Source organism: Bradyrhizobium sp. AZCC 2230, from assembly GCF_036924495.1.
Classification (GTDB): domain Bacteria; phylum Pseudomonadota; class Alphaproteobacteria; order Rhizobiales; family Xanthobacteraceae; genus Bradyrhizobium; species Bradyrhizobium rifense.
In genome coordinates this window covers 818,464-835,767 of the sequence record NZ_JAZHRS010000001.1, presented here as the reverse complement: position 1 = coordinate 835,767, position 17,304 = coordinate 818,464, and the positions used below count along the sequence as shown (strand labels likewise).

15 protein-coding genes are annotated in these 17,304 nt (G+C 63.8%); 8 read left to right on the top strand and 7 right to left on the bottom strand.

The annotated features are described in order from the left end of the window. Positions 1–13: 13 nt before the first annotated feature. Positions 14–259: a DUF6719 family protein gene (locus V1280_RS03855; RefSeq protein ID WP_334519208.1), complete on the top strand. Its 246-nt coding sequence runs from the start codon at positions 14–16 to the stop codon at positions 257–259. 3 nt (positions 260–262) lie between these two features. Here V1280_RS03855 and V1280_RS03850 read toward each other — a convergent pair whose 3' ends face one another. Next, complete coding sequence (locus V1280_RS03850; RefSeq protein ID WP_334519205.1) at positions 263–628, bottom strand: hypothetical protein; 366 nt, start codon at positions 626–628, stop codon at positions 263–265. 34 nt (positions 629–662) lie between these two features. Next, positions 663–1,031 carry a hypothetical protein gene (locus V1280_RS03845; protein WP_334538630.1) on the bottom strand — a complete coding sequence of 123 codons (369 nt, stop codon included), beginning with the start codon at positions 1,029–1,031 and terminating at the stop codon, positions 663–665. A 200-nt stretch (positions 1,032–1,231) separates the two neighbouring features. On the opposite strand from V1280_RS03845, the gene V1280_RS03840 reads away from it, so the two are divergent. After that, the gene (locus V1280_RS03840; RefSeq protein WP_334519202.1) at positions 1,232–1,426 is read left to right on the top strand and encodes a hypothetical protein; all 195 of its coding nucleotides are present in this window, start codon (positions 1,232–1,234) and stop codon (positions 1,424–1,426) included. On the opposite strand, the gene V1280_RS03835 is transcribed toward V1280_RS03840, so the two are convergent. Next, positions 1,416–1,964: a CreA family protein gene (locus V1280_RS03835; protein ID WP_334519197.1), complete on the bottom strand. Its 549-nt coding sequence runs from the start codon at positions 1,962–1,964 to the stop codon at positions 1,416–1,418. The two genes, V1280_RS03840 and V1280_RS03835, sit on opposite strands and share 11 nt — an antisense overlap. Before the next feature lie 208 nt (positions 1,965–2,172). Here V1280_RS03835 and V1280_RS03830 point away from each other — a divergent pair, with 208 nt between their 5' ends. From V1280_RS03830 to V1280_RS03815, 4 genes are all read left to right on the top strand, one after another. Then, the gene (locus V1280_RS03830) at positions 2,173–3,855 is read left to right on the top strand and encodes a L,D-transpeptidase (protein WP_334519194.1); all 1,683 of its coding nucleotides are present in this window, start codon (positions 2,173–2,175) and stop codon (positions 3,853–3,855) included. A gap of 92 nt (positions 3,856–3,947) precedes the next feature. Then, on the top strand, positions 3,948–4,526 hold the full coding sequence (locus tag V1280_RS03825; RefSeq protein ID WP_334519192.1) for a glutathione peroxidase: 579 nt from the start codon (positions 3,948–3,950) through the stop codon (positions 4,524–4,526). A 177-nt stretch (positions 4,527–4,703) separates the two neighbouring features. Next, positions 4,704–5,720, top strand: coding sequence for a polysaccharide deacetylase family protein (locus tag V1280_RS03820; RefSeq protein ID WP_334519189.1), 1,017 nt, complete (start codon positions 4,704–4,706; stop codon positions 5,718–5,720). Between the two features lie 7 nt (positions 5,721–5,727). Further along, a complete protein-coding gene (locus V1280_RS03815) occupies positions 5,728–6,291 on the top strand; it encodes a dihydrofolate reductase (RefSeq protein WP_334519186.1) in 564 nt (187 codons plus the stop codon). Between the two features lie 78 nt (positions 6,292–6,369). On the opposite strand, the gene V1280_RS03810 is transcribed toward V1280_RS03815, so the two are convergent. Then, positions 6,370–8,379 (bottom strand): tetratricopeptide repeat protein, encoded by a 2,010-nt coding sequence (locus tag V1280_RS03810; RefSeq protein WP_334519183.1) that lies wholly within the window; start codon positions 8,377–8,379, stop codon positions 6,370–6,372. 129 nt (positions 8,380–8,508) lie between these two features. Beyond that, entirely contained in the window at positions 8,509–8,961 is a 453-nt protein-coding gene (locus V1280_RS03805; protein ID WP_334519180.1) for a DoxX family membrane protein, read from the bottom strand. Between the two features lie 539 nt (positions 8,962–9,500). On the opposite strand from V1280_RS03805, the gene V1280_RS03800 reads away from it, so the two are divergent. Further along, positions 9,501–10,724: an IS4 family transposase gene (locus V1280_RS03800; RefSeq protein ID WP_334519177.1), complete on the top strand. Its 1,224-nt coding sequence runs from the start codon at positions 9,501–9,503 to the stop codon at positions 10,722–10,724. A gap of 34 nt (positions 10,725–10,758) precedes the next feature. Here the strand turns inward: V1280_RS03800 and V1280_RS03795 are convergent, their stop codons facing one another. Beyond that, a complete protein-coding gene (locus tag V1280_RS03795; RefSeq protein ID WP_334519173.1) occupies positions 10,759–13,068 on the bottom strand; it encodes an NADP-dependent malic enzyme in 2,310 nt (769 codons plus the stop codon). Between the two features lie 246 nt (positions 13,069–13,314). On the opposite strand from V1280_RS03795, the gene V1280_RS03790 reads away from it, so the two are divergent. Then, positions 13,315–15,291 carry a hypothetical protein gene (locus tag V1280_RS03790; protein ID WP_334519170.1) on the top strand — a complete coding sequence of 659 codons (1,977 nt, stop codon included), beginning with the start codon at positions 13,315–13,317 and terminating at the stop codon, positions 15,289–15,291. A 223-nt stretch (positions 15,292–15,514) separates the two neighbouring features. Here the strand turns inward: V1280_RS03790 and aspS are convergent, their stop codons facing one another. After that, a complete protein-coding gene (gene aspS, locus V1280_RS03785; RefSeq protein ID WP_334519167.1) occupies positions 15,515–17,287 on the bottom strand; it encodes an aspartate--tRNA ligase in 1,773 nt (590 codons plus the stop codon). Between the last annotated feature and the right edge of the window lie 17 nt (positions 17,288–17,304).

The window sequence follows — 17,304 nt, the reverse complement described above, 5'->3', positions numbered from 1 at the left end:
GGAACCCCTCATCATGTCACTCTGTCGCGCAGCCCGTCTCTCAGTCCTGATCTCCGCTGCGCTCGCGACGGTAGCGCACGCGGCCACAGTCGGCCGCGACCAGGACATCGTGGATCTCAAGCTTGGTCAGCGGGTGATGGTGGATGACGGAACCTGCCCGGCCGGACAGGTCAAGGAAGTCCGCGGTTCGAAGATGAGCGACAAGGGGGTCGTACGAACCAGTTCCTGCGTGGCGCGATACGGTCCGAAATCCAAGTAACCCCTACGACTTCGCCGGGTCGAACATACACTGCAGGGTCGGCTTGGCGATCTTGGTGAAGGTCGCGCCGATCTCGCCTTGCTTTGCCGCCGGCACCCAATCGGTCTCGATCGTGGGAACACCGGTCTCGCTGATGCCGCGCAGCAACGCCTCGCGCAGGTCGCGGTCCTCGACCACGGCCGCGGCATGGTCATGCAGACAGCCGCAGACCTCCTCCGGATGCTCCCAGCGCCCGAGCATGCGCGGAGCACATTGCCGCACGAATTCGGTGCGCGGGTCGGGCAATCGGCTCGGCGCGCGCACTTGCGCCTGGACGGAACTGATCGTCAGAACGGAGAGGAAGGCTGCGGCGCTGAGACGAAGGGACATGATAGCCTTTGCCGGCTGATTTTCTTGTTGCTGATCAGAAGCGCGCGGCGAGAACGATAGGCTGAGGCGCGGTGGTCGTCACCGGCGAGCCGCTGTACTGGAAGGTGCCGATACCGGGCAGATTGCCGTCCGGGGCGCCGGCGAACGAGGAACCGGCGAGCACGAAGCCGAAAGCAAGGATGAAGCTGAGCGCGCGCATGGATCTGTCCCCGAATTGCGTGGCCGGCGATGTGCCGTCGTCGTTGTGAAGCTGATAACCATCCGCGGTTTCTTCCGTGATGCGCCCAAAGCCCAAAATGGTTTCGTTCCCGGTGAGAATTGTTTCGTCGCCTGCGAGCTGACGAAACAATTCCCGGAAAACCTCAATCATTTCAGATGGGCGCGTGACGGTTTGAACTTGCATGGGAGCAACCATCTACGCGGGTTGAGGTAACGCGGTCACATCCACGACGTCAGCGCTTCACACGCATTTTACGGTTTTCTGCTGAAGAGAGCCGCAAACGAAGGCCGGTCCCGCCGATGAACCCGGAACTCGCCCGGCACGACCGAAGCCTTCGAAAACCGAAAGGCCCGACAACCGGGCACATCTAAGGAATGGCCATCATGGTGGCGCAAGATCGCGCAACGGCGCGCGACGCGGCCGAACGGAACGACAGTTCCGATCAACGCACCGCTTCGCCGGGGGCGATGGCCCTGCAATCAGGCCGCGGCTACGAGGCCGCGCCGCAGGCGTTCGTACGGCTGAGCGGCTCGCACCTTGCGAAACCGCGCGTCGGCCGCGCCCCCGTCACTGAGTAAAGAAGTCGCCGCACTTCTGGACGCTCGCGTCGGCCGGTCCCCACGGCATGATCGGCACCGACGAGGTCGAGTTCTTCGGCGATCCCTCGATCAACTTGTCCGAATAGACCATGTAGACCAGCACATTGCGCTTGGCGTCGCAGCCACGCACGATCTGCATCTTCTTGAAGAAGAGCGAGCGGCGCTTGCGGAACATGTCGTCGCCCTGCTCCATTTTATCCTTGAACTTGATAGGGCCGATCTGGCGGCAGGCCAGCGAGACGTCAGAAACCTCCTCGGCAAGACCGAGCCAGCCCTTGAAGCCGCCCTTTTCCGGCACCGTGAAATGGCAGGCCACGCCCTCGACCTCGGGGTCGTCGAGGCCATAGGTCGCGAGCTTGTCATTCGGGCTCATCCATTTGAACACGGTGGAGCGGCGGAAGATCAGATCCGGCTCGTCGGCGGCTTGCGCGGACGCCGCTGGCATAGCCAGAGCCAGGAGCAATAAAGCGAGGCCTTTCAAGCGGATGCCGGAAAGACCGGGGAAACGAGATGACATGAAGTTCTCCGGTAACAAGTTCCAGCAATGTAGGCATGGGGTGGTCGTTCAGGAAGACGATGACAGCCGGACGCAGCCGCCGTTTACCGCTCCGTGAGGCTTTTTTGCTACGTCTTGGACAAAAGTCGCTGATGGCAGAACTGCTGTGCTGGTGAACGCGTATTCCCTCTGCGACACTAATGTCTGATTTGGATTATGGATTCGAGGAATGACTAGCGTGAACGGGTCCCGTTTTGCTGCCGCGCCGGCACGGCTGTGGCAGTTCGCCATTTTGACGGCCGCGGGTGCGATCGGTACGACCAGCCAGGCAGAAGCAGCGTTCTATTACACACCGGATTATTCGGGCACTTCCTACTACTCCCAACAAGAGCGGCATCCTGAGGAGCCGCGACAGAAGCCGCAGAAGCGCGGCCCGGCTGGCGCCAAGAACAAGAAGGAGACCGTCGCCGAGAAGGAGACCGGCGCAAAGCCGCAAGGTCCGCTCGTCATCGTCGTCTCGATCGACCGGCAGAAGGTGACGGTCTACGATTCCAACGGCGTGTTCGCGGAGTCGCCGGTGTCGAGCGGCATGAAGGGCCACTCCACGCCGATGGGCGTGTTCAGCATCATCCAGAAGCACAAATTCCACCACTCCAACATCTATAGCGGCGCGCCGATGCCGTACATGCAGCGGATCACCTGGTCCGGTGTCGCCATGCACGCCGGCGTGCTGCCGGGCTATCCGGCCTCGCACGGCTGCATCCGCATGCCGATGGCGTTCGCGGTGAAGATGTGGAACTGGACCAAGATGGGCGCGCGCGTGATCGTCACGCCCGGCCAGATCACGCCGCAAAACTTCTCGCATCCGATGCTCGCCTCGCTGCGCGTCCCGCCGCAGCCGGCGGCAAGCCTCGAACCGACGACGAGCGTCGGCGACAAGGCGGACAAGGGCGCGCCTGAAACCAAGGTTACCGAGGCAAAGCCGGTTGAGACGAAGACCGCCAGCGCCGACGGCGTGCTCGAGCTGCGCTCCACGGTCGGCCACACCGTGATGTCGGATATGACCACGGGCAATGCGCCGGTCCGCGAGGAAGCGGCCAAGACTGAAGTCGAGGCTGACACGAAGTCCGCCGAGGCCTCTGAGCCGGCCAAGCAGCCCGACGCTGCGGCGACGACGGACGAGGCTGCCAAGCCCACTGATGCGGCGAGCACCGAAGCGAAGCCTGCGGAAGCTGACAAGGCGAGCTCGGCCGACAAGGTGGCTGAGAAGGTCGAGGCCGCGAAGTCCGAGCCTGCCAAGTCCGAGCCCGTCAAGGCTGACGTAGCAACGACCGAGAAGAAGCCCGATGCGGCGGTGACGGCAATTGCGCCCGCGCAGGCCGCTTCGCCGGACGCAAAGAAGGACCAGACCCGCGTCGCCGATCCCGCGCCGTCCGTGAAGCCGGACCTGCCGAAGCGAACCGGCCAGATTGCGGTGTTCATCGGCCGCAAGGATTCCAAGCTCTATGTGCGGCAGAATTTTGCGCCGCTGTTCGATGTGCCCGTGACGATCGCTGCCAGCGACCGGCCGCTCGGCACGCACGTTTTCACCGCCGAAGTCGACAAGACCGATGCCAATGCGCTGCATTGGTCCGTGGTGTCCCTGCCCGTCGCCGTCCGCGCCGCTGCGCGCGAAGACGACGGTCACGTCACGCGCCGCCAGCGTGGCGCCGCCGTGATCCCTGTCGCCGCAAAACCGGTGATCACGCCGGACAGCCCGGCCGAGGCACTGGATCGCATTGCGATCCCTGCCGACGCCATGGCGAAGATCAACGAGATGCTCACCACCGGCGGCTCGGTCATCGTGTCCGACCAGGGCATCAACCAGGGCGAGACCGGCGAAGGCACCGACTTCATCGTCCGCCTGTACTGAGCCGAGCATCGCGTCAGATAACGCGGTGTTGAGCGGGCCGGTCGCCTCGGCGGAGTAGACTGCGTGCCGGATCACATCCGGGGGACGCCGCCATGCTGAACCGCAGAACGATACTCACCACGGCGCTCCTCGCTGCAGCCGCCTCGGCAACGCGCGCGCAGGCCGCGCAGGCGGAGGGCGGAATGAGCCGGATGTCCGCTTACGCATTCTCGTTCCCCGCTTTGTCCGGCGACGACATTCGGCTGGCCGCCTTCACCGGCAAGCCGGTGCTGGTCGTGAACACCGCTTCGCTGTGCGGCTACACCCCGCAATATGCGGGCCTGCAGGAGCTCTGGAGCGAATTTCGCGCGCGCGGACTCACCGTGATCGGCGTGCCCTCCAACGATTTCGGCGGCCAGGAGCCCGGCGGCACCAGCGAGATCTCAGAGACCGCTCAGCACCAATACGGCGTGACCTTCCCCATCACCGCCAAGGCCGTCGTGGTCGGGGCGAAGGCACATCCCTTCTACAAATGGGCGGCCGAAGCACGGCCGAGGGACGTTCCGAAGTGGAACTTCCACAAATACCTGATCGGCCGGGATGGCTATATCGCCGAGGCCTTTCCGTCGGCTGTCGAGCCTGCCGACACGCGCATCAAGACGGCAATTGCCAGGGCTCTGGCTGACAGCTGACGCGCCCGGCTCCAACAGGCTCCTCGAACAGCCTGGGCACAATTGGGGCGAAGCGCCAAACAGCCGTTGCCATGGCGATGGAGCACCATCTAGGCTAGGATGATCAGGGGCAGGATAGGTTTTGCCGGAGGCGAAAAGCCGCGGCAGAACAACGGGATCAATCTCGAGGACAACACCATGCGTGTGGCGGCAGGACTGATTTTGGCAAGCGCGATGTCTGTTGCGCTGACAGGCGCGGCATGGTCGCAGACCCCGGCCGCGAAACCCGCGGCCGCCACCCAGGCAGCCCCCGCGGCAGCGCCGGCCGCGGCTCCGGCACCCGCTGCAGCCCCTGCCGCAGCGCCCGCGCCGCAAGCCGCCGCCTTCCCGCCGCCGCCGCAACAGGCGCCGCAGCCGGCACGGGCGGCCTGTAACAATCCGAACGCGCTGGGCGTGGCCCGCACCGTGGAGATCGACACCACGGGCGGTCCCGGCTTCGGCTTCGAGCATTTCAAAGAGCTCGACTTCCTGCGCGACAAGGAGGTCGTCCTGACCTTCGACGACGGGCCGTGGCCACACAACACGCCCGCCGTGCTGAAGGCGCTCGCCGACCAATGCACCACTGGCATCTTCTTCTCGATCGGCAAGCACGCCACCTACGAGCCGGAGATCCTGAAGCAGGTCTACGCGGCCGGCCACATCATCGGCACCCACACCTGGTCGCACGCCAACCTCAACAACAAGAAGCTGACCGAAGCGCAGCGCAAGGAAGAGATCGAGAAGGGCATCAGCGCCGTGAAATGGGCGCTCGGCGGCATCTCGCCCGCAGCGTTCTTCCGCTTCCCGGCGCTGCAGCACCCGCCGGAGATGGTCACCTATCTCGGCAACCGCAACGTCGCGATCTTCTCCTGCGACATCGACTCCTTCGACTTCAAGGCCTCCAAGCCCGAGAAGGTGATCGAGACCGTGATGAAGGGGCTCGAGAAGAAGGGCAAGGGCATCATCCTGATGCACGATTTCCAGAAGCACACGGCGGAAGCCCTGCCCGAGCTTCTGAACCGTCTCAAGGCCGGCGGCTACAAGGTGGTGGCGATGCGCGCCAAGGCGCCGGTCGCCTCGCTCCCCGAATACGACCAGGAGCTGATGAAGGACGTCAAGCTGCCGACGGTGAGCACGCGCCCGGTCAATTCCGTGGTGACGACCGTTTCCGAATAGACGTCGCTTGTCCTTCCATTTCGAAGGTTACGTCATCGTCTCGGCGGACGGCATGCTTGCCGACGCCAGCCACGTCATGCCCGACAGTCTGAAGTTCGAAGGCGACAAGCTGTTCTTCGAGCAGGCGCTCGATGGCGCGGCGCTGATCGTGCACGGCCGCAACTCGCATGAGCAGCAGCAAAACTCGCCCAAGCGCAAGCGGCTGATCACCACCCGCAAGATCAAGGCCCTCACCGTCGATCCGGAGATGCCGAACGCGACGCTGTGGAATCCGGATCATGCGAGCTTCGAAGAGGCTGCCGCGTTTGCCGATGTCGCCTCGGGGCGGATCGCTGTCATCGGCGGCCCCGTCGTGTTCGACATGTTCATGGACCGCTTCGACACGTTCTGGCTGTCGGAAGCCCCGCATGTGCGGCTGCCCGGCGGCGAAGGCTGTTTTGTCGACGTGCCCAAGCGGACACCGCACGAGGTGCTGGCGTCGCACGGGATGAAGCCGGGCGCGCCGTATCTGCTCGACGCGAGCCATGATGTGACCGTCACGCCATGGCGGCCGGCGAGAGGCTCTACCTAAAACGCGCAAAACAACCCCATGCACAGTACCGGTGTTTTGATACCGGCGCGCAACGCGTGGGCTTGCCACGCATAACGCTTACTGCGTGGCGGGCCTGGCCACCCTGAATTTCTCGAGTTCAGCGCGCATGGTCCGGAGGACGCTGGTCCAGTCGCCGGGCTGTATTTGCCGGAATTGCCGCAAGCTCGGATACCAGGGGCTGTCGTCGCGGTTGAGCAACCACCGCCAGCACCGGTCGAAGCGATTGAGCAGCCAGACCGGGCGGCCAAGCGCGCCAGCAAGATGCGCCACCCCTGTATCGACACTGATCACCAGATCCAGTGCCTCGATCAGCGCAGCGGTCTCACCGAAATCGTGGAGATCGTCCGTCCAATCGCGCAAGGACAGACCCGGCGGCGGCGACTGGCTGGCCGCCGGTCCTTTCTGCAATGAGACGAAACTCACCCCCGGCAAGTCCGCCAGCTCCGAAAATCGTTCGAGCGGAATGGATCGGCGCCGGTCGCCGCTCATCGTCTGATTGCCGGCCCAGACAAGGCCGACCCGCAGGCCATCGAGCTGCCCGACCCGCTCGCGCCAGGCCGCCACGCGTTGCGGATCGGCCCGGAGATAGGATGCCTCTCGCGGGATGGTTTCGATTGTGGTGCCAAGGACCCGCGGCAGGCTCAACAGCGGACAGTGCAGATCGAATGGCGGCAGCGGATCACCACATGCGACGATGCGCTCTATTCCCGGCAGCCCCGTCAGGAGCGGCAGCAGTGGCCGCTGAACCTCGAGAACGACCCGCCGCCCCGCCGCAATTGCCGGCACGAAGCGACAGAACTGGAGCGTGTCGCCCAGGCCCTGCTCCGCATGCAGCAGCAGGACCCGATCACCGAAATCGCGTCCATCCCAGGGAGGCTGGCTGAAGCCGCGGAGATGCTTCTTCTTCGCCTCCTGCTTCCACCGCCACTCATATTCCCGCCAGCCTTCACCGAACTGGCCGGCCAGCAACAGCGTGATCCCGAGGTTGAAATGCGCGTCGGCATAATCCGGTCTTTGCGACAGTGCCGTTCGCAAACTCTGAATGGCTTCATCAGGCCGCCCAAGATCGTAAAGCAGCGTGCCGAGATTGTTGAGCGCCTCCGGCCAGGCCGGATTGCGATCGAGAGCTGCCCGATAGCAAGCCTCCGCTTCATGGAAACGACCGGCCTCGCGCAGCGCGTTGCCCAGGATCAGTTGCGCCGGAGCATAGTCCGGCTTCAGACGCAAAGCTTCCCTGCAGCAGGCTTCCGCCTCGCCCAGTCGCCCCCGCAGACGCAGCAAGTCACCGAGATTGTTCAAGGCCTCGGGGAAATTCGGCCGCAGTTTGCAGGCTTCGCGAAGATTGACCTCCGCCTCATCCAGGCGCCTCAGTTTGATGAGAAGGCCACCAAGATTGTTATAGGCCTCCGCAAATCCCGGGTTGAGGCGCAGCGCCTCGCGATAGCAACGCTCGCATTCCCCAAAGGCGGCGAGATCGAACAGCACGGCCCCAAGATTGCAATGGGCCTCCGCGAAATCCGGCCTGTGCCGCAGCACCTGCCGAAACTCGCTGATCGCATCATCGAATTGCTTCCGTCTCACCAGCAGATTGGCGAGATGGAAACGGGCATCGACCTGAGCGCGAACCGCGGCGAGGTCGAGGCCAACGGGATGTCGCAGCACGAGCCGGTACTGGGCCTCCTCGGCGGCGAAATCCCCGCACTCACCCAGCAGCAGACCAAGCTGAATGTGCGTCTCCAGATTGCCGGGCTGATGCAGCAGCGCGTCCCGGTAGCTCGCGATGGCCTCGCCCCTGCGTCCGAGCGCGCGCAGGGCGACAGCCATGTTGCTGTGATAGGCGCTGTTGCGAGGCTGGAGCTGGACGGCACGGATGAAGAAATCGAGCGCCCTGTCGGGATGACCGGTCTGGAGCGCAGCAACCCCCAGCAGGAAAACAGCGTCCGCGTGATCCGGCTGGTTTGCCAGTAGCTGCCGATAAATCGCCTCTGCTTGCGCCAAGCGCCCCGCGCGATGATGCGCGAGACCGGCCTCGAGCGATCCAGACCCTGACGACGCTTCGGCATACATGACGCGGGGGCCCTATCATCGACGCGATGACTCGCTCCCGATCATTCTGCAGCAACGACCTTGCGCGAAGCTGGGCACACGGCGAGCGTCAACGCGTCGGTTTCCGAGACCGTGGGTGGGCGACGAGACCTACACGTCTCCGTAGGCCGTCTCGGCCGAGCGCGTGGCGCGGCCATAGCCCATGATCATGAAGAGCGCACCGATGATCGAGAGATTCTTCAGCGCGTCGACCAGCATCTTGGCGTTGTCAGGCGCCGGCTGATTCCAGAAATCGTAGAACAGGACGGTCGACACCGCGATGTAGATGATCATCAGCATCGCAAAGAAGCGCGCGCCGAAATTCAAGGCGATCATCAGCCCCGCGACGATCTCGAGCCCGCCGAGCGCGATCGCCAGAAGCTGCGGCGTGGTCATCGCAGTCGCCGTCTCGACCTGCTTGGCGTACGGCGCGATCACGTCAGGCACCACGACCTTGGTGGCGATGAAGTCCGCCGTCGCCTGAATGGCAATGAGCTTGGTTGCGCCCGTGTAGATGAACAGCACGGCGAACAGGATTCGCCCGAAAGTCACGAACGCTGGCATGGTCGGCCTCTTGGCTCAGGCTTTTTGAAATCGGCGTCTTGACGAGAGTACCGAGCGATTATGAAGAGTCGTGGGCCGGTTTACAAACGGGGAAATGGCGAACTGCGAGTAATTCAAAAGTTGGCGGTGCGGGCGGTGCACCTTCTCCCCTTGCGGGAGAAGGTGGCGCGAAGCGCCGGATGAGGGGTATCCATCCGCGAACTCAACAGTAGTGGGACTCGTGGATAGAGACCCCTCACCCGTCTCGCCGCTATCGCGGCGAGCCACCCTCTCCCACAGGGGGCTAGTGTGAGCACACATCTTTCCCGCGATTTATCAATCATTTGGGACTTGAGCGGGAGGAATCGATTGTGATTCTTTAGCTGCTGTCGCGATTCTCACGAGAAGGCGGTAGCGGAGATGAATCTTGGACATTTTGGCGACGCGCGTCTTAAAAAAATGGCGCGCGGCTGTTGCAGCGCGTGTCGGATCGACAGACGATCTGCCTGCGTCGGCTTGGCGACACGCGCGCTGAGCAGGTTGCATTCCGCCGATTTGTGGTGAACGACCGGGTCACGGTCTCGAAGATGGTGCTGCATCAGAGGGCGCGGGTGGCCGAGGCCAGCGCCGATCGTCATGTCCTGGTGATCCAGGACACCAGCGAAATCAATTATGAGAGCCAGCGCGGACGCAAACGCGGCCTTGGCACGGTTGGTAACGGCCGCGATGTCGGGTTGTTCGTGCATCCGATGCTGGCGGTGGATGCCGAACTCGGACATTGCCTCGGTCTGCTCGATGTCCAGGTCTGGCGGCGCTTCAAATCCAAGAGCAAGGATTATCGCAAGCAGCCGATCGAGGAAAAGGAGTCCTACCGCTGGCTCAAGGGTCCTCAGCGGGCCAAGGCGGCGCTGGGCAAGGCCGCCGACGTCACGGTGATCGATGACCGCGAAGGCGACATCTACGAGAAATGGGCTCGTCTGCCGGACCGGCGCACCCAGCTTCTGACGCGCGCCTGCCGCGACCGCGCGATGGTCGATGGCGGGACGCTATTTGCGGCCATGGCGGAGCTGCCCGAAAAGCACAGCTACTCGCTCGATCTGCCGGCGCGGCCTGGCAAGAAGCGTCAGGCGCGGCAGGCCTGTCTGACCGTGCGCTTCGGGCGCGTCCGAATCCGCCGCCCGCAATCCTGCCCCGATCGGGATGCTCCGGAGGAGATCGAATTGTCCGCCATCGAGGTTATGGAGCGCGATCCGCCCGCCAAGGAAACGCCGGTCCACTGGCGCTTGCTGACCACCCATGCCGTCGACACGGTCGCACAGGCGCTGACTGTCATCGGCTGGTATCGGCAGCGCTGGCACATCGAGCAGCTGTTCCGGACCGTCAAGAGCCAGGGACTGAAGATCGAAGAGAGCGTCGCCGAAGAGGGCCAAGCTCTGGAAAAACTCGCCGTCATCGCATTGATCGGCGCAACGACCTGTATGCAGCTCGTGCTCGCACGCGCTGCTTCACTCCATGACCAGCCCGCCAGTCACGTCTTCGACGACAGACAGATCGAAGTGCTCGAAGTGCTCCAGGGCAAACTCCAAGGTCGCACCATCAAGCAGCAGAACCAGTATCCGCCTGGAACCCTCGCCTGGGCCGCCTGGACGATCGCTCGTCTCGGCGGATGGACGGGCTATGCGACCGAGCGATCCACAGGGCCAATTACCATGTCCCACGGCCTCACACGCTTCAATGCCATCGCAGAAGGATACTTCCTCGACGAAGATGTGTGCTCACACTAGCCCACAGGGGGAGAGGGTAAGAAAGACGCCGCCCCTACGTGAACAACGTCGGCTGCTGCCGCGCCGCGCGCTCCTGCGCTTCGACCACGGCGACCGCTGTCATGTTGAGGATGCCGCGCGCGGTGACCGAGGGGGTGAGGATGTGGGCGGGCCGCGCCGGGCCGATCAGGATCGGGCCGACGGGCAGCGCGTCCGCCAGCGACTTGATCATCTGATAGGCGACGTTGGCGGTGTCCAGCGTCGGCATGATCATGATGTTGGCCTCGCCCTCGAGCTTGGAGTGCGGCAGCACCATCTTTCGCGCTGCGGCGGAGAGTGCGGTATCACCCTGCATCTCGCCGTCGGCCTCGATCTCCGGATGCTTCTCTTTCAGCAGCTGGGTCGCCCGCCGCATCTTGCGCGAGGAGTCCGTGTCGTAGCTGCCGAAATCGGAGTGCGAGACGAACGCGATCCTGGGCTTGAGCGCAAAGCGCTGGACATGGACCGCCGCGAGCGAGGCGATCTCGGCAAGCTCTTCCGCGCTCGGATTGGGCCGCACTTGCGTGTCGGCGATGAAGAAGGCACCCTTGCTGGTGATCAGCAGCGCCAGCGCGGCATAGTCGCTGACGCCAGCCTGGAAGCCGACGATTTCGCGGACATGACGCAGATGATGCATGTAGCGGCCTTCGACGCCGCACAGCATGGCGTCCGCCTCGCCGCGCATCACCGCCAGCGCCGCGATCACCGTGTTATTGGTGCGCACCACCGTGCGCGCCGCATCCGGCGTCACGCCGCGGCGGCCGGCGACCTCGACATAGGACTGCACGTAGGAACGGTAGCGCGGATCGTCTTCGGGATTGACGAGATCGAAATCCTTGCCGGCGCGGATCTGGAGGCCGAAGCGCTTGATGCGGGCTTCCACCACCGAGGGACGGCCGACCAGGATCGGCCGCGCCAGCTTCTCTTCCAGCACCACCTGGGTGGCACGCAGCACGCGCTCGTCCTCGCCTTCGGCGTAGATCACACGCACCGGCTGGGTCTTGGCCTTGGCGAACATCGGCTTCATGACGAGGCCGGAGCGGAAGGCGAAGCGCTCGAGCAGTGCGGTGTATTCGTCGAAATTGGTGATCTGCCGCGTCGCGACGCCGGACTCCATCGCAGCCTTGGCCACAGCGGGCGCGATGCGCAAAATCAACCGCGGGTCGAACGGACTCGGGATCAGCGAGCCCGGGCCGAAGCCCTGCGTCTCGCCGGTGTCAAAGCCCTGCGCCACCGCATCCGACGGCGCTTCGCGCGCAAGCTGCGCGATGGCCTCGACAGCGGCGTGCTTCATCTCCTCGTTGATGGCGCTGGCACCGACATCGAGCGCGCCGCGGAAGATGAAGGGAAAGCACAGGACGTTGTTGACCTGGTTCGGGTAGTCGGAGCGGCCGGTGCAGATCATCGCATCGGGTCGCACCTTGCGCGCCTCTTCCGGCATGATCTCCGGGGTCGGATTGGCGAGCGCCATGATCAGCGGCTTGTCGCCCATCGCCTTGGCCATCTCGGGCTTGAGCACGCCGGGCGCGGACAGGCCGATGAAGATGTCGGCACCGCCGATGACGTCGCCAAGCGTGCGCTTGTCGGTCTTCTGCGCATAGACCGCCTTCCAGCGGTCCATCGTGGTGTTGCGGCCCTCGTGCACGAGGCCGTCGATGTCGCAGACCCAGATGTTCTTGCGCTGCGCGCCCATCGAGACCAGCAAGTTGAGTGTCGCGATGGCGGCAGCCCCTGCCCCCGACGCCACGATCTTGACGTCCGAGAGCTTCTTGCCGTTCAGGCGCAGGCCATTGGTGATGGCGGCGGCGACGATGATCGCGGTGCCGTGCTGATCGTCATGAAAGACCGGGATCTTCATGCGCTCCTTCAGCTGCGCCTCGATCTCGAAGCATTCCGGCCCGCGGATGTCTTCCAGATTGATGCCGCCGAAGGTCGGCTCGAGCGCCGCCACGGTCTCGACCACGCGCTCGATGGTGTCGGCGGCGATCTCGATGTCGAACACGTCGATGCCGGCGAATTTCTTGAACAGGACCGCCTTGCCTTCCATCACCGGCTTGGACGCCAGCGGGCCGATATTGCCGAGGCCCAGCACCGCGGTGCCGTTGGAGACCACGGCGACCAGATTGGCGCGGGCCGTCAGCGTGGCGGCCTCCGACGGGTTCTTGGCGATCTCGGTGCAGGCAGCCGCCACCCCCGGCGAGTAGGCGAGCGCAAGGTCGCGCTGGTTCGCAAGCGGCTTGGTTGCCTGGATCTCGAGCTTTCCGGGGCGCGGCAGACGGTGATAGGCCAGCGCTGCCTGGTGGAGATCATCAGAATAGGACGACATGCGGTCTCTTGCCTCGCGTTACCGGCCTCAAACTACGTTGTCCTGACCGGTCTGTCGCGGGTCGCGGTATTCCGGGTCATGGAAACGGGATGAAGCACGGCCGGCGCCCCGGTGGCAACATCCGATTGCGGCCCCATCAACAGGGCGCATGGTCAAATGTTTGACAGCGCTAGCTTTCCCTAGACCTCGCGACATTTCCCGAATATGGCAGGTTGCGCAGCGCACAACGAGCAACTGGAGCTGGGAATGAAGCGGATCCTGATCGGCCTGATCTCAGTCGCCGTGCTTGCCGCGGGCGGATGGTTCGGTTTCAACCTCTACGTCCAGCACCGCGTCACCACCGAGGTCGAGACGGCCTTCGAGCTGATCCGGGCCGGCGGCAACAAGGCGAGCCATGGCAAGGTCGCCTTCGATCTCGTGACCCGTACGCTGACTGTTGAGAACATCGCGGTCGAGCGCACCGTGCAACCGCCGGCCACCGTCAAGATCGCGGGCATCAAGGCGGTCGGCATCAGGCAGATCGACGACACCAAGGCCTCGGCCGACAGCATCGAGCTGTCGGACACTGAGATCAAATACAGCAGCGTCATGGGCGAGACGAAGCTGAACGCCATCTACAAGGTCCCGCAGCTTACGGCACGCGACTTTTCCAGTGCGATTCGCATTCAGGGATCGCCGGCGTCGGACTCGTTGATCGATCTGTACCGATTTGTTCTGGATCAGCTCGTCAACGTCACCGCATCTTCGATCGTGGCACCAACCATTGCCGCCACTGTCAACCCCGAAACGGGCAGCCCGAGCAGCGGCGGCACCGAGGTTACATATTCCGGCGTGACGATGCTGAATATCAACCGCGGGAAAGTCGATACCGCCAAGGTTGACCGCACAGTTCACGTCGTGGACCTGCAACAGCCGGGCAAACCCGATAAGCTTACCCTCGAGCTCTTGAACACGACCACCGACGATTTCGATGCAACGGCATTGGCCACCGCCCTAGACCCCAAGAGGGTCGATGATGACAGCTATTATCGGATCTACAGGCAGATCTCGGCGGGCCCCTATGCGATGACATCCGCGCAAGGGATACGCGCGCAGATCGACAGGTTCAGCATCAATGACATCGCCCTGCAACCCTCTAAAATTCAGCGGGCCGATATCCAATCATTTATGAAGGACCATTCGACGCCTCCGAGCCCGACGGAGACACGGCGGGCGCTGGAGGCGTTCGCCGTGATGTTCGAGGGCGTGCGTGTCGCCGGTATCGACGTCGGCAAAGTGTCGGTCAGCACGCCGCAAGGAACGGCGAACCTCAACGCGATCAGATACGCAAACGATGAGATTGCACTGGAAGGCCTCGATGCGCCCTCGCCGCAGGGACAGGTCAGGATGGGGCGCTTTGCGCTGAAGTCCTTCAGCATGGCCAACCTCATGCGGTGGACCGCGCAGTTGTCCAATATTGCGCAGAAGCCCACGCCCGACCAGTTTCTCGGCGTGTTCCGCGTACTCGCAGGTGCGGAGATCAAGGGCGTGGTCGCGCCGTTCAAGACCACGAAGAAACTGGTCACGATCGACACGCTGAGCCTGGACTGGGGTCAGCTGGTCGGCTCGATCCCGAGCAAGGTGCATGCGGTGGCCAAATTTGTCACGCCCACCGATCCGTCCGATCCGAAGCAGCTTCCATTAATTGCCGCCGGCCTCGACAAGCTCGCGATCGACTTCGATCTCGGCGCAGCCTGGACCGAGTCCTCCAACAGCTTCGCTCTGACGCCGGCAACCCTCGACATCGGAGGCATCGCAAAAGCGCAATTGCGTATCGCGCTCGGCAATGTGCCACGCGAGCTGTTTTCGACCGACCCCGCCCAGCTTATGGGCCAGGCGGCCCGGATCGAGGCTGACACGCTCGAGTTCTCACTGCGCGACAATGGCGGCGTTGACCTCGTCGTGACGCAGTTCGCCCGCACGCAGAACGTCAGCCGCGACGCCGCACGCGGTGCCATCGTGGAGATGATCCGGGCGCAGGGCGAGAAGGTCGCGGCCTCCAATCTCGATGCGAAGGTAGCGGTCGATGCGATCGCAAGCTTCGTCGCGACCTCGGACCAGACGCTCACCATCAAGCTGACGCCGCTCGGCAAGATGCCGGTGCTTCAGCTCATGGATGCGCTGAACAGCGACCCGATCGTCGCGCTGGCGCAGTTCAGGATCGAGGCATCGACGGGGCTGTAGGGCGCAACTGCCGGTGATCCTCGTAGCCCGGATGGAGCGAAGCGCAATCCGGGACAATTCCGTCCGCGCGCGAGACCCCGGATTACGCTTCGCTCCATCCGGGCTACGGGACTAGCGAAAATGCCTCCTCGTCATTGCGAGCGCAGCAAAGCAATCCAGAGTCCCTCCGCGGAAAGATTCTGGATTGCTTCGCTACGCTCGCAATGACGCTGTGGAGACAGCCTCACTTCTGCGGCAGGTTCACCTTCACATGCAGCTCGCGGAGCTGCTTCGTCGTCGCGTCCGACGGCGCGCCCATCAGCAGGTCCATGGCCTGCTGGTTCATCGGGAACAGCGAGATCTCGCGCAGATTGTTGGTGCCACAGAGCAGCATGACAATTCGGTCGACACCCGCGGCCATGCCGCCATGCGGCGGCGCGCCGTACTGGAAGGCGCGGTACATGCCGCCGAAGCGGTCGACCACTTCCTGCTCGCCGTAACCTGCGATCTCGAATGCCTTCACCATCGCTTCCGGCACGTGGTTGCGGATGCCGCCCGAAGCGATCTCGTAACCGTTGCAGGTGATGTCGTACTGGAACGCCTTGATGGTCAGCGGATCCTGCCCCTTCAGCGCGTCGAGGCCGCCTTGCGGCATCGAGAACGGGTTGTGCGAGAAGTCGACCTTCTTGTCGTCCTCGTTGTACTCGTACATCGGGAAGTCGACGATCCAGGCGAGCTCGAACCGCTCCTTGTCGGTGAGGTTCAATTCCTCGCCGACCTTGTTGCGGGCCAGACCAGAGAACTTCCAGAACTTGTCGGGATCGCCGGCAACGAAGAAGGCGGCATCGCCTTCCTTGGTGCCGATCTGCGCGCGGATCGCAGCGGTGCGCTCCGGCCCGATGTTGTTCGCAAGGGGACCTGCACCCTCGCCGCCCTCGCGCCACATGATGTAGCCGAGGCCGGGCTGGCCTTCGCCCTGCGCCCACGAGTTCATGCGATCGCAGAACGCGCGGCTGCCGCCGCCCGTCGCCGGGATCGCCCAGACCTGGTTCTTGGGGTCTTCGAGCATGCGCGCGAACACCTTGAAGCCGGAGCCGCGGAAGTGCTCGGAGACGTCCTGCATCTCGATGGGGTTACGCAGGTCCGGCTTGTCGCTGCCGTATTTGCGCAGCGCTTCGGCGAAGGGAATGCGGCGCCAGTTCTTGCTCACCGGCTTGCCCTTGGCGAACTCTTCAAAGACGCCCGTGATCACCGGCTCCATCGCCGCAAAGACGTCTTCCTGCGTGACAAAGCTCATCTCGACGTCGAGCTGGTAGAATTCGCCGGGCAGACGGTCGGCGCGCGGGTCTTCGTCGCGGAAGCAGGGCGCGATCTGGAAATAGCGGTCGAAGCCCGACATCATCAGCAGTTGCTTGTACTGCTGCGGCGCCTGCGGCAGCGCGTAGAATTTTCCGGGATGGATGCGCGAGGGCACCAAGAAGTCGCGCGCGCCTTCCGGCGAGGACGCGGTGAGGATCGGCGTGTTGAACTCGAAGAAGCCCTGCCCCTCCATACGCCGGCGCATCGACTTGATGATCTCGACGCGCGTCATGATGTTCTGGTGCAGCTTTTCGCGGCGCAGATCGAGGAAGCGGTACTTCAGGCGGATGTCTTCGGGATATTCCTGGTCGCCGAACACCGGCAGCGGCAGATCGCCGGCAGGTCCCAGCACCTCGATCGCGCTGACATAGATCTCGATCTTGCCGGTCGGCAGGTCGTCATTGTCGGTGCCTTCGGGGCGGCGGCGAACCTTGCCGTCCATCTTGACCACGAATTCCGAGCGCAGCTTTTCGGCCTGCGCGAACGCCGGCGAGTCCGGGTCGACCACGCACTGGGTCAGGCCGTAATGGTCGCGCAAATCGATGAACAGCACGCCGCCATGGTCGCGCACGCGATGGACCCAGCCCGAGAGGCGGATGGTCTCGCCGATGTTGCTCTCGCGGAGCGCGCCGCATGTATGTGACCGGTAGCGATGCATGGTCGTCCCAAAATGAT

What these genes read in the sequence shown, in the direction of transcription:
- V1280_RS03855 (WP_334519208.1), top strand. Translation starts at nt 14, where the DNA reads ATGTCACTCTGTCGCGCAGCCCGTCTCTCAGTCCTGATCTCCGCTGCG.
- V1280_RS03850 (WP_334519205.1), bottom strand. Translation starts at nt 628, where the DNA reads ATGTCCCTTCGTCTCAGCGCCGCAGCCTTCCTCTCCGTTCTGACGATC.
- V1280_RS03845 (WP_334538630.1), bottom strand. Translation starts at nt 1,031, where the DNA reads ATGCAAGTTCAAACCGTCACGCGCCCATCTGAAATGATTGAGGTTTTC.
- V1280_RS03840 (WP_334519202.1), top strand. Translation starts at nt 1,232, where the DNA reads ATGGTGGCGCAAGATCGCGCAACGGCGCGCGACGCGGCCGAACGGAAC.
- V1280_RS03835 (WP_334519197.1), bottom strand. Translation starts at nt 1,964, where the DNA reads ATGTCATCTCGTTTCCCCGGTCTTTCCGGCATCCGCTTGAAAGGCCTC.
- V1280_RS03830 (WP_334519194.1), top strand. Translation starts at nt 2,173, where the DNA reads ATGACTAGCGTGAACGGGTCCCGTTTTGCTGCCGCGCCGGCACGGCTG.
- V1280_RS03825 (WP_334519192.1), top strand. Translation starts at nt 3,948, where the DNA reads ATGCTGAACCGCAGAACGATACTCACCACGGCGCTCCTCGCTGCAGCC.
- V1280_RS03820 (WP_334519189.1), top strand. Translation starts at nt 4,704, where the DNA reads ATGCGTGTGGCGGCAGGACTGATTTTGGCAAGCGCGATGTCTGTTGCG.
- V1280_RS03810 (WP_334519183.1), bottom strand. Translation starts at nt 8,379, where the DNA reads ATGTATGCCGAAGCGTCGTCAGGGTCTGGATCGCTCGAGGCCGGTCTC.
- V1280_RS03805 (WP_334519180.1), bottom strand. Translation starts at nt 8,961, where the DNA reads ATGCCAGCGTTCGTGACTTTCGGGCGAATCCTGTTCGCCGTGCTGTTC.
- V1280_RS03795 (WP_334519173.1), bottom strand. Translation starts at nt 13,068, where the DNA reads ATGTCGTCCTATTCTGATGATCTCCACCAGGCAGCGCTGGCCTATCAC.
- V1280_RS03790 (WP_334519170.1), top strand. Translation starts at nt 13,315, where the DNA reads ATGAAGCGGATCCTGATCGGCCTGATCTCAGTCGCCGTGCTTGCCGCG.
- aspS (WP_334519167.1), bottom strand. Translation starts at nt 17,287, where the DNA reads ATGCATCGCTACCGGTCACATACATGCGGCGCGCTCCGCGAGAGCAAC.